Raw genomic sequence first — 14260 nt, 5'->3', positions numbered from 1 at the left:
CCGCGCCCCGCGCCCCGCGCCCCGCGCCCCGCGCCCCGCGCCCCGCGCCCCGCGCCCCGCGCCCCGCGCCCCGCGCCAAGATCGTGCTCAAACCAGGATGTAGTGGCATCAGCGACGCGCCGAGACCACTACATCCTGGATATTGCGCGATCTTGGGTCCGAGTCGGCCTACTTCGCGACAAGATCCGCTCAACTTCGGGGAACTTGCGGCGTCACAGCGCGCCGAGGCAGCACTTTCCCTGCAATTGAGCGGATCTTCACGGCCCCGGCCGGACCGGCCGTCTTCACGGACCCGGCCGGACCGGCCCGCGGATCCCGCCGGGCCGGACACCCGGCGGCCTGCCGTTGTGCCTCGCGGATCTTGACGGTCGCCGGATGGCGTGGTCGGGTTTCGAGATGGGTGAGCAGTGGCGGGCACAGTTCGACGCGGAGGTGAGCTTCGCCAACGGCGGCGGTCTGCGTACCGAGGGGTTCCGGCTGGACATTCCCGGTCGGGAGATCACCGACGACGACCTCGCGGCGTTGTTCGTCCGGCACCTCGGGCTGCTGATGGTCGCCGACGTCCGGATCAGCGCCAAGACGATCGTCGAGGAGCCGCACAAGGGCGGCCGGGGTGTCGCGGTCGACGGATCCGGTGCCGAACGCCGGCTGGTCGAGCTGAGCCACGTGATCCGCGACGGGATGACCACCCTGCCGGGCTGGCCGGGCCCCCGGATCACCGACTGGCTGACCTTCGCGGCATCCCGCGAGCGGTACGCCCCGGACACCGAGTTCCACGTGGCCCGAATCGAGATGATCGCCAACACCGGCACGTACCTGGACACGCCCGCCCACCGCTGGGCCGGCAGGGACGACCTGACCGCTGTGTCGCTGGACCGTCTCGCCGACCTACCGGGGGTTGTGGTCCGGGTGCCGGCCGGCATCCGCGCGGTGGACCGGCTGATGCTGGCCCCGTACGAGGTGAGCGGCCGGGCGGTGTTGCTGCACACCGGGTGGGACGCGCACTTCGGCACCGACCGGTACGCTGCTCCGGAAGCGCCGTACCTGACCGGCGACGCCGCCCAGGCGCTTGTCGAGGCGGGGGCGGCCCTGGTCGGCATCGACTCGATCAACATCGACGACATGAGCCCGACGGCCGCCGGCGTACGCCCCGCGCACAGCACGCTGCTCGCCGCCGGCATCCCGATCGTGGAGCACCTGACCGGCCTGGACGCGTTGCCGCCGAGCGGGTTCCGGTTCACCGCTGCCCCGCCGATGGTGGCCGGCATGGGCACCTTTCCGGTCCGCGCCTTCGCCATCGTCAACCCCTGACGCGACCTGCGACGCCTGACGCCACCCGCGCCCCCTGACGCCACCCGCGCCCCCTGACGCCACCCGCGACGCCTGCCGCACGGCCAGCGGCGGTCGCCACCGGGCCGCCGGGGCGACGAGTTGGTTCCACAGTGCGGCCCACAAAACAGACCATAGGCTAACAACGTGGACAAGGAATCGCGCGGCACAACTCGCGACTGGGCGCCCCGCAGCATCGGACTGCTCCTCGGCACCCTCGTACTGGCCACGGCGTTCATCGCGGCCTACGTCGGCGCGTTGCACCAGCCCACACCGCGCGACGTGCCGATCGGCGTCGTCTCCGGCGACCAACGCGCCCAGGCGACGCTCGACGCCGTGCGCGCCCAGACCACCATCCTCAAACCCATCGGGTACGACGACCCGGCCGCCGCCGAGCACGCACTGCTCAGCCGAGCGGTGTACGCCGTACTCAGCACCGGAGGAGACAACGGCCTGCTCCTCACCGTGGCGAGCGCCTCCGGCCCCTCCGCCACCAGCGCGATCAAGGAGGTCCTCGGCACCGCCACCACCCGCACCGGCACCGCGCTCCAGATCGTCGACAAGGTGCCGGTCAACCCGACCGACCCGCGCGGGGTGGTGCCCTTCTACCTGAACGTCGGGTACGTCCTCGGCGGCTATCTCGCCTCGACGGTGCTCGGGATATCCGCCGGCACCACCCCCCGTACGGCGCGACGAGCCGGACTGCGCATCGCCGCCCTGGCGGTCTACAGCGTGCTGCTCGGCATCGCCGGCGCGGTGGTGGTCGGACCCGTTCTGGACATCTGGCACGGCGACGTACCGACGATCGCCGCCATCGGCGCGCTGGCCGTCTTCGCCGCCGCCATGTTCGCCAGCGCCATTCAGGGCTGGCTCGGCGTCGCGGGCACCGCGCTGGTCATCCTGCTGTTGGTGGTGCTCGGCAACCCGGGCTCCGGTGGCATCTACGCGCCCGAGTTCCTGCCCGGGGTGCTGCGCGGCATGCACCGCTGGAACATCCCCGGGCTCGCCAACGACCTGACCAAGGCCGCCGTGTACTTCGACTGGCGGTCGGCCGGCTGGCCGGCTTCCGCCCTCGGGATCTGGGCGGTGCTCGGAGGGCTCGGACTCGTCAGCGCGAGCCTGGTCCGGGGTCGCCGGGCCGTCCCCTCCGGCCCTGCAACGACCCGCTCGGGCCTCTCGCCGGACCGCGACGGTGGTTGAGATCACCCCGGAAAACACCCCTCCCAGGGCAGTGGATCACCAGGGGGCCCTCCAGACATCCGTTGCGCGCGGATACCATCCAGTAAGTCGGACAGCGCTGTCCTTCGTATCCACGTAAGGGAGCGCATCGTGACCGATCAGCACGACCACGACGGCCCGGACGCCGCACTGCGCGCCGACATTCGCCGACTCGGCACCCTGCTCGGCCAGACCCTGGCCCGCCAGGAGGGTCGCCCGCTGCTCGACCTCGTCGAGGAGATCCGCGCCCAGGTCCGCTCCGACGCCCCGGCGGCCGCCCAGCGCCTCGGCGGGCTCGACGTGACCACCGGCACCAAGCTGGCTCGCGCCTTCTCCACCTACTTCCACCTGGCCAACATCACCGAACAGGTGCACCGGGCACGGGACCTGCGCCGCCGCCGCGCGGTGCAGGGCGGTTGGCTGGACCAGGCCGCCAAGATGATCGCCGAGCGCGGGGTGCCGGCCGAGGAGATCGCCAACGCGGCTCGCCGGCTGGCGGTGCGACCGGTCTTCACCGCGCACCCGACCGAGGCGGCTCGTCGCTCGATCCTGTCCAAGTTGCGGGCGATCGCCGACGAGTTGGACACCGAGACCGCCAACGCGATCCTCTACGGCGCCAGCGACGAGGGCCCGGCCAACCGCCGGCTGGCCGAGTTGTTGGACCTGATGTGGCAGACCGACGAGCTGCGGCTCGACCGGCCGGACCCGACCGACGAGGCCCGCAACGCCATCTACTACCTGCGCGACCTGTACGCCGAGGCCGCCCCGCAGGTGCTCGACGACCTGGCCGACACGTTGCGCACGCTCGGTGTGGAGACCTCACCGACGGCCCGGCCGCTGAGCTTCGGCACCTGGATCGGCGGCGACCGCGACGGCAACCCGTTCGTCACCCCGGCGGTCACCCGCGAGGTGCTGACCATCCAGCACGAGCACGGGATCGCGGCCACCGAGAAGGCGATGGACCACCTGATCAACGAGGTCTCGGTGTCCCGCCGACTGCGCGGGGTCTCCCTGGACCTCTCCGCCAGCCTCGCCGCCGACCTGGACGCGCTGCCCGAGGTGGCACAGCGCTTCCGCCGGGTCAACGCGGAGGAGCCGTACCGGCTCAAGGCACGCTGCGTGAAGGCGAAGCTCGCCAACACCCGGCTGAGGTTGCGCCAGGGCACCGCACACGTACCGGGCCGGGACTACCGGGGCTCCGCCGAGCTGATCGCCGACCTGGACCTGCTGCGCGCCTCGCTGGCCCGCAACTCCGGGCAGCTCACCGCGGTCGGCCGGCTGGCCTCCACCATCCGTACGGTCTCCGCGTTCGGCCTGCACCTGGCCACCATGGACGTCCGGGAGCACGCCGAGGCGCACCACGCGGTGCTCGCGCAGCTCTACGAGGCGGTCGGCGAGGTCTCCGACTACCCGGCGCTGACCCGGCTGGAACGCACCAAGCTGCTCGCCGACGAGCTGACCGGTCGCCGTCCGTTGTCGACGCTGGACACGTCGCTGTCCGAGCCGGCCCGCAAGACGTTCGACGTGTTCAGCACCATCCGGGAGGCACAGGACCGGTTCGGCGCCGAGGTGATCGAGTCGTACATCATCTCGATGACCCTGGGTGTCGACGACGTGCTCGCCGCGGTGGTGCTGGCCCGCGAGGCCGGCCTGGTGGACGTGCACAGCGGGCGGGCCCGGGTCGGGTTCGTGCCGCTCCTGGAGACCCCGGCCGAGCTGAACTCCGGCGGCGAACTCCTCGACGAGTTGCTGTCGCTGCCCGCGTACCGGGCGCTGGTGAGCGCCCGGGGTGACGTGCAGGAGGTCATGCTCGGCTACTCCGACTCGAACAAGGAAGCCGGGATCACGACCAGCCAGTGGTCGATCCACCGGGCGCAGCGCGCGCTGCGCGACGTGGCCGCCCGGCACGGTGTGCACCTGCGGCTCTTCCACGGCCGGGGCGGCACTGTCGGGCGCGGCGGCGGGCCGACGCACGAGGCGATCCTGGCTCAGCCGTACGGCACCATGGACGGCGCCATCAAGGTGACCGAGCAGGGCGAGGTGATCTCCGACAAGTACACCCTGCCCTCGCTGGCCCGGGAGAACCTGGAGCTCACCCTCGCCGCTGTGCTCCAGGCGACCCTGCTGCACACCGCACCCCGGCAGCCCGCCGAGATGTTGGAGCGCTGGGACGCGACGATGGACGTGGTCTCCGAGTCGGCGTTCCGGTCCTACCGGTCGCTCGTCGAGGACCCGGACCTGCCCGCGTACTTCTGGGCGTCCACCCCGACAGAGCTGCTCGGCGCACTGAACATCGGCTCCCGGCCGGCGAAGCGCCCGAACACCGGCGCCGGGCTGTCCGGGTTGCGGGCCATCCCGTGGGTGTTCGGCTGGACGCAGACCCGGCAGATCGTGCCGGGCTGGTTCGGCGTCGGCTCCGGGCTGGCCGCCGCCCGCGAGGCCGGTCTGGCGGACGTGCTGGCCGAGATGCACCGCAACTGGCACTTCTTCCGCACGTTCCTGTCGAACGTCGAGATGATGTTGACCAAGACCGACCTGAGCATCGCCCGCCGGTACGTCGAGACGCTGGTGCCGAAGAAGCTGCACCCGATCTTCGAGCAGATCGAGCAGGAGTACGAGCTGACCAAGCGGGAGGTGCTGGCGGTGACCGCCGCACCGGCCCTGTTGGAGAACTCGCCGGTGCTCCAGCGCACCCTGGCCGTCCGCGACACCTACCTGGAGCCTCTGCACCATCTCCAGGTGGCGCTGCTGCGGCAGTACCGGGAGTCGGGTGCCGCCGGCCGGGCGGTCGCCACCGCACCGGGCGGCCGACGCGCGCCGAGCGACGGCACCGCCCTGGAACGCGCGCTGCTCACCACTGTGAACGGCATCGCGGCCGGGATGCGCAACACCGGCTGATCAAGAGGTACGGAAAACGGGCCCCGGTCGTTGCGACCGGGGCCCGTTTCGGTGGGTCTGAACGACCGTCAGAAGTCGCCGCCGCCGAAGTCCCCGCCCCCGAAGTCGCCACCGCCGAAACCGCCGCCACCGAAGTCACCGCCGCCGAAGTCACCACCGGCGTAGTCGCCGCCGCCGAAGTCGCCGCCCTGGTCGCCGCCGCCGAAGTCCCCGCCCTGGTCGCCGCCGTCGCCCCCCTGGTCGACGCCGTCACCGAAGCCCTCCTGGTAGCCAGCGTCGTAGCCGTACCCGGGGTCGGCGAAGGCGGGCGAGAAGAGCGCGTCGGCGATCAGGATGCCGCCGAGCACACCGGCACCGGCACCCAGCGCCGTCTTCCACCAGGGCGTCGAATACCAGCCGGCGGGCACCGGTCGACCCTGATAACGCCCACCCGGGTAGTAGTAGGGCGTTTCCCGGCCGGGTTGCGGCCCGGCCCGGAAGGTCTGCCCCTGCACATCGACCTCACGCTCCTTGGTGAGCTGCCCCACTCCGCGGGCGGCGGCCAGGGTCGGCACCTCGGGGCCCGGATCGATGCCCAGCGCCGTGCGCGCCGCCCGGATGTACGCCAGACCCTCCAGCGCGGTCTCCCGGGCCAGCCCGAACTGGTGCGGCGTGGACGCCTGTTCCAGCTGGGAGCCCGCCGCGTTGTACCGCTCACCGGCGTCGGCAAGCGCCTGGCGTACCGCCGGGTCGTCGCCGTGCAGGTTCATCAACTGGCCGCCGAGGCGCTCGTACCACCGCTGCGCCTCCGCGCGGGCGTCGCCGAGCTCGGTGCGCCGACGGGCACCGGCCTGAGCGCGGACGAGCGCGGCGGCGCCCAGCGCGCCGACCAGCACAACGGCGAGACAGAGCACAAGTTCCATGTCATCGAACGTACCCCCGGGTCGCACGTCGTATCCGTCTGGCAAGCTCCGGTGATGGACGTCTCGACGCTGCTCCTGGTGATCGTGTGCCTCGGCACCGGCGGGGCGGTGGGCTGGCTCGCGGCCCGGTCCCGGTCGGCCGCTGACATCGCCCGACTGGATGCCACCCTGGCCGCCACCCGGGAGGGCGAGGGTCGGCTGGAGCAGTCCATGCGGGCGCTGAGCTACGAGGCCACCGCACAGTCCCAGGAGGCGGTGGCCCGGGCGGTCGCGCCGCTGCACGACACCCTGCGCCGCTACGAGCAGCGGGTGGCCGAGCTGGAGCACGACCGCGTCGACGCGTACGCCGAGCTGCGTGAGCAGGTCCGCTCGATGAACGCGGTCTCCGGTGAGCTGCGTACCGAGACCAAGCAGTTGGTGGCGGCGCTGCGCGCACCGCAGGTGCGGGGCCGCTGGGGCGAGCACCAGTTGCGCCGGATCGTCGAGGCTGCCGGAATGCTGGAGCACTGCGACTTCTCCGAGCAGGTCACCGCCGCCACCGACCAGCAGGTCGTCCGACCGGATCTGGTGGTTCGCCTGCACGGTGGTCGCTCGGTGGTGGTGGACGCCAAGGCCCCGTTCGACGCGTACCTGACGGCCATGGAGGCCCGCGACGAGCGCGGCCGGGACACCCACCTCGACGCGCACGCGCGGCACCTGCGGGGGCACGTCGACGCCCTGGCCGCCAAGTCGTACTGGTCGGCGTTCGACAACTCACCCGAGTTCGTGGTGCTGTTCGTCCCGGCCGACCCGTTCCTCGACGTCGCGCTCCAGCGAGACCCGTCGCTGCTGGAACACGCCTTCACCCGCAACGTGGTGCTCGCCACGCCGGCCACACTGGTCGCGCTGCTCCGCACCGTGGCCTACTCCTGGCGGCAGGAGGCACTGGCCCGCAACGCGCTCGCCGTGCACACTCTCGCCCGGGAGCTGTACGGCCGGCTCTCCACCCTGGGCGACCACGTGGGCAAGCTCGGGTCCTCGCTGGCCGGTGCGGTGACCGCCTACAACCGGGCGGTCGGCTCGCTGGAGGCCCGGGTGCTGGTCAGCGCCCGCAAGCTCGCCGAGTTGGGCGTGTCGGACGACGAGTTGGCCACCCCGGCCCAGGTCGAGTTGACGCCCCGGCAACCGCAGGCACCCGAGCTGGCCGACCCGGCCGGTGACGAGGTCTCGAACCGCTCGCCAATCATGTGACAGTACGTATACCCGCATGTCACGAACTGGTCACAAGGGACTGACCAGTAGTGACAGTGCTCACCGCCACCACGAAAGATTCTGCTCACCCGAGCGCCCTTCTCTGAAGGGCCCTGTTCTCTGGAGGTAAAGAGAACGTGAGCAGACTCCGAAATATGAGCCGGCGCACCTCAGCCGCGCTCTTCGCGTCGGTCCTGGCGGCGAGCGCCATGACGACGATGGGTGGTGCCGCCACCGCGGCCGCCGCTCCCGCCACCACACCGGACGCTTCCCCGGCCACCGCCGCCGAGACGCTGGGCGCCCACGACGCCAAACTGCTCAGTGAGGCCCGCGCCAAGAAGGCTCCGACCGTCACGTTGATCGTCGCCACCGAGAAGGGTGAGGCCGGGGACGTCGCCGACAGCCTCACCAAGCTCGGCGGCACTGTCAGCCAGCGGCAGGACAGGGTCGGCTTCGTGCTGGCCAAGGTTCCGACCGACCGGGTCCTCAAGGCGGCACGGCTGCCGGGCGTCTTGGCCGTCGACCTGGACGAGGTCATCCAACTGCCGGACCCGGCCCCGGAGCGCACCGCCACCGGCACCGCCGGAGCGCGGCAGGCCGCCGTCGCGGCGCCGGGAGAGACCACCCCGGCCGACAACCCCTACATGCCGACGAACGAGACCGGCGCGGTGGCGTTCACCGCGGCCCACCCCGAGTGGGACGGCCGGGGCGTCACGATCGGCATCATGGACTCCGGTGTGGACCTGGCGCACCCGGCGTTGCAGCAGACCACCACCGGCGAGCGCAAGATCGTCGACTGGGTCACCGCTACCGATCCGCTGGAGGACGGCTCGTGGCGGCGGATGCAGGCCGAGGTCACCGGCCCGTCGTTCACCATCGCCGGCGGCACCTGGACGGCACCGGCCGGCACGTACCGGTTCAACCTGTTCAGCGAGTCGGTCACCGCAGCGAGCGACGCCCGGGGTGACGTCAACCGCGACGGCGACACGACCGACACCTGGGGTGTGCTCTTCGACCCGGCCACCAACAACATCCGGGTGGACGCCAACCAGAACCTCAACTTCACCGACGACCCGGTTATGCGGCCGTACAAGGAAAAGTACGACATCGGCTACTTCGGTACCGACAACCCGGCGACCCCGGTCGCTGAGCGGCAGCCCTTCGTCGTCGAGTTCCGCAAGAACGTGAACACCACGCCCATCGGCCTGCCGGGCACCTACGACTACGTCAACATCGGCATCGTCGAGAGCACCCACGGCACCCACGTCGCCGGCATCACCGCCGCCAACGACATGCTCGGCAACGGAGCCTTCGACGGCGCCGCGCCCGGTGCCAAGCTGGTCTCCGCCCGCGCCTGCTCCTGGGGCGGCGGCTGCAGCGCGGCTGCCCTCACCACCGGCATGATCGACCTGGTGGCCAACCGTGGCGTCGACATCGTCAACATGTCGATCGGTGGCCTTCCGGGCCTGAACGACGGCAACAACGCGCGGACGAACCTCTACAACGAACTGATCGAGACGTACGGCGTGCAGTTGGTCATCTCGGCCGGCAACTCCGGCCCGGGTCTTAACACCGTCGGCGACCCGTCGGTGGCCAGCAACGTGATCAGCGTTGCCGCCAACATCAGCAAGGACACCTGGCTGGCCAACTACGGCTCGGTCGTGAAGAAGAAGAACGCCCTGTTCAACTTCTCCTCCCGTGGCCCGCGCGAGGACGGCGGCTTCAAGCCGAACATCGCCGCCCCCGGCTCGGCCATCTCCACCGCACCGACCTGGCAGCTCGGAGCCCCGGTCCCCGAGGCCGGTTACGCGCTGCCTCCGGGCTACGCGATGCTGAACGGCACCTCGATGGCGTCTCCGCAGACCGCCGGCGCCGGCGCGTTGCTGCTCTCGGCGGCCAAGGCCACCGACCGGGGCGTCAGCCCGGCCGCACTGCGGCGGGCGCTGTTCAGCTCCGCCAAGCCGATCGCGGACGTGCCGACGTACGCGCAGGGCTACGGCATGGTCAACGTTCCGGGCGCCTGGCAGTTGCTGCGCCAGGGCGTCGAAACCCGGTCGTACGTCTCCGACGCGCCGGTCTGCAGCCCCCTTGCGGAGCAGCTGACCATCTGGAACGGCGTGAAGTTCGTGCCGAACCCGGGCCGGGGCACCGGCGTCTACAACCGCTGCACCTCGTCCGAGGGCGGCCACAAGGTCGGCCAGAGCAAGACGTACCCGGTCAAGCTCACCCGCACCAGCGGCCCGGCCGGCACCATCAAGCACACCATCACGCTCCAGGGCAACGACGGCACCTTCAAGGCGCCGAAGACCGTCGCGTTGCCGCTCAACAAGGCCGTCACCATCAGCGTCACCGCCAAGCCGGCCACCGAGGGCGCGCACGGCGCGATCGTGCGGATCGACGACCCGGCCACCAACGTCGTCGACTTCGAGGTGTCCACAGTGGTGGTGGCCTCGAACGACGTGAAGAAGCCCACCTTCTCGTACGCGAACGAGGGCTCGGTCGACCGCAACGGCTTCACGTCGTACTTCGTCACGGTGCCGGAGGGCGCCAAGGCACTCCAGGTGAACCTCTCCGGGATCGCCACCGATTCGCAGACCCGGTTCATCGCGATCAACCCGTTGGGTGTGCCGGTGGAGGCCACCACCAGCACCGTCTGCTACACCAACTTCTCCGACGTCAACGTCTGCAAGCCGCAGGAGCGTGACTACCAGAACCCGCTTCCCGGGGTCTGGGAGATCGAGGTGGAGGCGCGGCGGACGTCCCCGGCGCTGAACAACCCGTTCAAGCTCCAGGCGCGGGTGCAGGGCCTGACGGTCGAGCCGGCGCTGGTCGAGCTGCCCAGTGTCGAGGCCGGTGAGCCGACCCCGGTGAGCTGGAAGGTCACCAACGCCTTCGGTCCGGTCTCGGTCAGCGGCCGCAGCGGCGCGTTGACCGGTGTGCGGACCGAGCGTCCGACCATCACCGAGGGCGGTCCCAACCAGGAGTGGACCGTCGAGATCCCAACGGGTACGTCGACGTTCACCGCCCGGATCGGCAACCCCGCCAACGCGGGCGCCGACCTGGACCTGTTCGTCTACCGGGGTACCACCGAGGTCGGCCGGGCCGCTGACGGCGACTCGGAGGAGGCGGTCACGCTGACCAACCCGGCCGCCGGCACCTACCGCGTCGTGGTGGAGCCGTACGGGGTCGACGGGCCCGGGACCAGCACGGCCTACGACTACTACGACGCGTTCGCGTCGGCGTCGCTGGGCACGATCACCGCTCCGGCCGTCGCGGTGCCGCTGATGCACGGCGAGTCGGCCACCATCACCGGCACGGTGACCGCGGTGGCCGTTCCGGCCGACGGGCGTCAGCTCTCCGGTGAACTGGCGATCGTCACCAGCGAGGGTGCGATCGTGGGTCGCGGCAACGTGTCAATCGGGGCGGTGAACTGATCCGCTCGTAACACCGGCAGGAGCCCGTCCCCACGTTCGGGGGCGGGCTCCCGCATGTCAGGGGTGGGAAGGGTCAGGACCGGTGGGCTGCCGTCACGACGAACGGGGTGCCCTGCTGGCAGGTGGTCATCATGCCGGGCTCCACCCGACCGGTGACCTCGACCCGGGCGCCCGGCGTCAGCACCTCACGCGGGCCGCCGAGCAGCAGGTAACCGTCGAGCAGCACGCAGCCGGGCTCCACACCGCCCTGCACGGTGCCGCTCAGGGTGGTGGCCCCGACGCCCGGCGGCGTGCTCGGGCCGCCCGGTTTCGGAGTTTTCAGTCCGGGCGGCACGCTCCGGGTGCCGGTCTCCGGCGAGGGCGTCGGGTCGGGCGTGGGCTGGCTGGTCACCGGCTGCGCTCCCGTCGGTGTCGGGGTGGGTGTGCCGCCCCCGACACCCTGGCCGCCGCAGGCGCTCAGCGCCACGCAGACGGCCAGCGCGGGGACGGCGAGCCGAAGAGTCCTCATGCCGAATCTGACGTAGGCCGACCCGAATTCGTTCCGTGCTTCAGCCGCGCGCCGCGGCGGCCTTCATGTCCCGCCTCAGCTCCTGCGGAAGCGAGAACGTGAGCCGCTCGTTGGCGGTGGTGATCTCCTCGACGTCGGCGAAGCCGCGGGCGGCGAGGTGGACCAGCACCTCCTGGACCAGGTCGTCCGGGACGCTCGCGCCCGAGGTCAGGCCAACCGTGGTGGCCCCCTCCAGCCAGGCGTCGTCGATCTCGTGCGCGAAGTCGACCAGGTGACCGGCGCGGGCGCCGGCGTCCAGGGCGACCTCGACCAGGCGGACCGAGTTGGAGGAGTTCGTCGAGCCGACCACGATCACCACGTCACAGTCGGCGGCGATCTCCTTGATCACGTGCTGCCGGTTGGAGGTGGCGTAGCAGATGTCGTCGCTGGGCGGGGACTGCAACAGCGGCAGCCGCTGCTTGAGGCGGGCCACCGTCTCCAGCGTCTCGTCGACCGAGAGCGTGGTCTGGGAGAGCCAGACCACCTTCTCCGGATCACGTACGGTGATCTTGTCGGCGCCGTCGGGGCCGTCCACCAGCTGGATGTGCGCGGGGGCCTCACCGGCGGTGCCGATGACCTCTTCGTGCCCCTCGTGGCCGATGAGCAGGATGTCGTAGTCCTCAGCCGCGAAGCGCCGCGCCTCGTGGTGCACCTTGGTGACCAGAGGACAGGTCGCGTCGATCGCCTTCAGCGAACGCGCCTTGGCCTGCTCGTAGACCTCCGGCGCCACACCGTGGGCGGAGAAGATGACGGTGGCGCCCTCCGGCACCTCCTCGTTCTCCTCGACGAAGATGGCGCCCTGGGCCTCCAGGGTCTGCACCACGTGCTTGTTGTGCACGATCTGCTTGCGCACGTAGATCGGGGCGCCGTAGAGCTTCAGCGCCTCCTCCACGGTCTGCACGGCGCGGTCGACACCCGCGCAGTAGCCGCGGGGCTTGGCCAGGAGCACGCGCTTGCCGGTCCGGTGAGTCGCCTGAGCCTCAGTCACCACCCCATCGTACGTGCCACCCCTCCACCCGCCACCGGCCCGCGCCCCACCCATCCCTGCGTTGATCATGAAGTTATTGCTGCGACACGCCGGCACGGAGGGCAATAACTTCATGATCGACGGGCCAGGCGGGGGAGGTCCGTAGGGTGGGCGGGTGAGCGAGGGCGGGCGGGTGGGGAGCGGCGGGGCCAGCGGCGGGGGCGGGGGCGGCGGCGGGGGCGGCGGGGCTAGCAGCGCTGAGGAGCCTTGGCCGGTACGGGTGGTCAGCCAGAAGGTGGGGGCCTGGATCGCCAAACTGGGCTGGGTGTGGGTGGACGGGCAGGTGGCGCAGATCAGCCGCCGCCCCGGGGCCAGCACTGTCTTCCTCACCCTGCGTGACCCATCGGCCGATCTGAGCCTGACCGTCACCACCAACCGGGACGTCCTGGACTCCGGCGCGCCGGAGCTACGCGAGGGCGCACGTGTGGTGCTGCACGCCAAGCCCGAGTTCTACGCCGCCCGGGGCACGCTGAGCCTGCGGGCCGACGAGATTCGTCAGGTGGGGCTCGGGGAGCTGCTGGCCCGACTGGAGAAGCTCAAGAAGCTGCTCGCCGCCGAAGGGCTCTTCGACCGCGCCCGCAAGCGTCGACTGCCGTTCCTGCCCGGCCGGATCGGACTCATCACCGGTCGCGCGTCGGCGGCCGAGCGGGACGTGCTGACAAATGCCCGGCGGCGCTGGCCGGCGGTGGAGTTCCGGACGGTCAACGTGGCCGTGCAGGGCCCGTCCGCGGTGCCACAGATCGTTGACGCGCTCAAGGTGCTGGACGCCGACCCGAGCATCGACGTGATCATCATCGCCCGGGGTGGCGGCGGCATCGAGGACCTGTTGCCCTTCTCCGACGAGGCGCTCTGTCGCGCGGTGTTCGGCTGTCGTACGCCGGTGGTCAGCGCGATCGGCCACGAGACGGACGCGCCCTTGATCGACTACGTCGCCGACGTCCGCGCGTCCACCCCGACCGACGCGGCGAAGCGGGTCGTCCCCGACCTCACCGAGGAGGTACGCCTCATCGGTCAGGCCCGGCACCGCCTCGAACGGGCGGTGCGCAACCTGGTCGACCGGGAGACGCACCGGCTGGACGGGCTGCGTTCCCGACCGGTGCTGGCCCGACCCCAGGTGATGGTGGAGCATCGGGCGACCGAGCTGACCGCGTTGCGTCAGCGGGCCGGCCGCTGCCTGGAACACCGGCTCGGGGCCGCCGAGGACGACCTGCGGCACACCCTCGCCCGCCTGCGCGCCCTCTCCCCCGCCGCCACCCTCGACCGGGGGTACGCGATCGTGCAGCGCGCGGACGGCCACGTGGTCCGCGCGGCGGCGGAGGTCGGCAAGGGCGACCCGCTGCGGGTACGACTGGCCGACGGCGAGCTGGCCGCCACTGTCGATGGCTGAGTGGCGACGCGGCACGGTGGGGAGTGGTGTGCTGAGATGAACGCGATGACTGATGACACGAAGGCCGGGCCGGACGAGCGGCTCAGTTACGAGCAGGCCCGCGCCGAGCTGGCCTCGGTGGTGGAACGGCTGGAGGCCGGCGGCACGTCCCTGGAGGAGTCGCTGGCCCTCTGGGAGCGCGGCGAGGCGCTGGCGGTGATCTGTCAACGCTGGCTGGATGGTGCGCGGGCGCGGATCGACGCCGCCCGGCAGGAGCCCGCTTCCTGACCGACCGCCGGTGGGGCGGCC

Annotated in this window: 10 protein-coding genes; 7 read left to right on the top strand and 3 right to left on the bottom strand. The window is 71.4% G+C overall.

The window, feature by feature from the left end:
• The first annotated feature begins 375 nt into the window (after positions 1-375).
• The 3 genes from ACLQ3F_RS18430 to ppc all read left to right on the top strand — a co-directional run bounded on the left by ACLQ3F_RS18430 (position 376) and on the right by ppc (position 5445).
• Complete coding sequence (locus ACLQ3F_RS18430; protein ID WP_425850296.1) at positions 376-1311, top strand: cyclase family protein; 936 nt, start codon at positions 376-378, stop codon at positions 1309-1311.
• A gap of 165 nt (positions 1312-1476) precedes the next feature.
• Positions 1477-2529: a hypothetical protein gene (locus ACLQ3F_RS18425; protein ID WP_425850294.1), complete on the top strand. Its 1053-nt coding sequence runs from the start codon at positions 1477-1479 to the stop codon at positions 2527-2529.
• A gap of 129 nt (positions 2530-2658) precedes the next feature.
• Positions 2659-5445 carry a phosphoenolpyruvate carboxylase gene (gene ppc / locus ACLQ3F_RS18420; protein WP_425850292.1) on the top strand — a complete coding sequence of 929 codons (2787 nt, stop codon included), beginning with the start codon at positions 2659-2661 and terminating at the stop codon, positions 5443-5445.
• 68 nt (positions 5446-5513) lie between these two features.
• Here ppc and ACLQ3F_RS18415 read toward each other — a convergent pair whose 3' ends face one another.
• Positions 5514-6347, bottom strand: a complete 834-nt coding sequence (locus tag ACLQ3F_RS18415) for a hypothetical protein (protein ID WP_357202735.1) — start codon at positions 6345-6347, stop codon at positions 5514-5516.
• Positions 6348-6401: 54 nt separating this feature from the next.
• Between ACLQ3F_RS18415 and ACLQ3F_RS18410 the strand changes: the two genes are divergently transcribed.
• Positions 6402-7577, top strand: coding sequence for a DNA recombination protein RmuC (locus ACLQ3F_RS18410; protein ID WP_357202738.1), 1176 nt, complete (start codon positions 6402-6404; stop codon positions 7575-7577).
• 137 nt (positions 7578-7714) lie between these two features.
• Positions 7715-11011 carry a S8 family serine peptidase gene (locus ACLQ3F_RS18405; protein WP_425850290.1) on the top strand — a complete coding sequence of 1099 codons (3297 nt, stop codon included), beginning with the start codon at positions 7715-7717 and terminating at the stop codon, positions 11009-11011.
• Positions 11012-11084: 73 nt separating this feature from the next.
• Here the strand turns inward: ACLQ3F_RS18405 and ACLQ3F_RS18400 are convergent, their stop codons facing one another.
• Complete coding sequence (locus ACLQ3F_RS18400) at positions 11085-11519, bottom strand: hypothetical protein (protein WP_112581935.1); 435 nt, start codon at positions 11517-11519, stop codon at positions 11085-11087.
• A gap of 40 nt (positions 11520-11559) precedes the next feature.
• Positions 11560-12546 (bottom strand): 4-hydroxy-3-methylbut-2-enyl diphosphate reductase, encoded by a 987-nt coding sequence (locus tag ACLQ3F_RS18395; protein WP_357202744.1) that lies wholly within the window; start codon positions 12544-12546, stop codon positions 11560-11562.
• Positions 12547-12718: 172 nt separating this feature from the next.
• Between ACLQ3F_RS18395 and xseA the strand changes: the two genes are divergently transcribed.
• Both xseA and ACLQ3F_RS18385 read left to right on the top strand, forming a co-directional pair.
• Positions 12719-13972 carry an exodeoxyribonuclease VII large subunit gene (xseA, locus tag ACLQ3F_RS18390; RefSeq protein WP_425850322.1) on the top strand — a complete coding sequence of 418 codons (1254 nt, stop codon included), beginning with the start codon at positions 12719-12721 and terminating at the stop codon, positions 13970-13972.
• Positions 13973-14017: 45 nt separating this feature from the next.
• The gene (locus tag ACLQ3F_RS18385) at positions 14018-14239 is read left to right on the top strand and encodes an exodeoxyribonuclease VII small subunit (RefSeq protein ID WP_030328827.1); all 222 of its coding nucleotides are present in this window, start codon (positions 14018-14020) and stop codon (positions 14237-14239) included.
• Positions 14240-14260 lie beyond the last annotated feature (21 nt).

This window comes from Micromonospora sp. DT15, assembly GCF_049841475.1.
GTDB lineage: Bacteria > Actinomycetota > Actinomycetes > Mycobacteriales > Micromonosporaceae > Micromonospora.
Note: the sequence above shows the minus strand (reverse complement) of the source record. Positions and strands in the feature narration are given on the sequence as shown.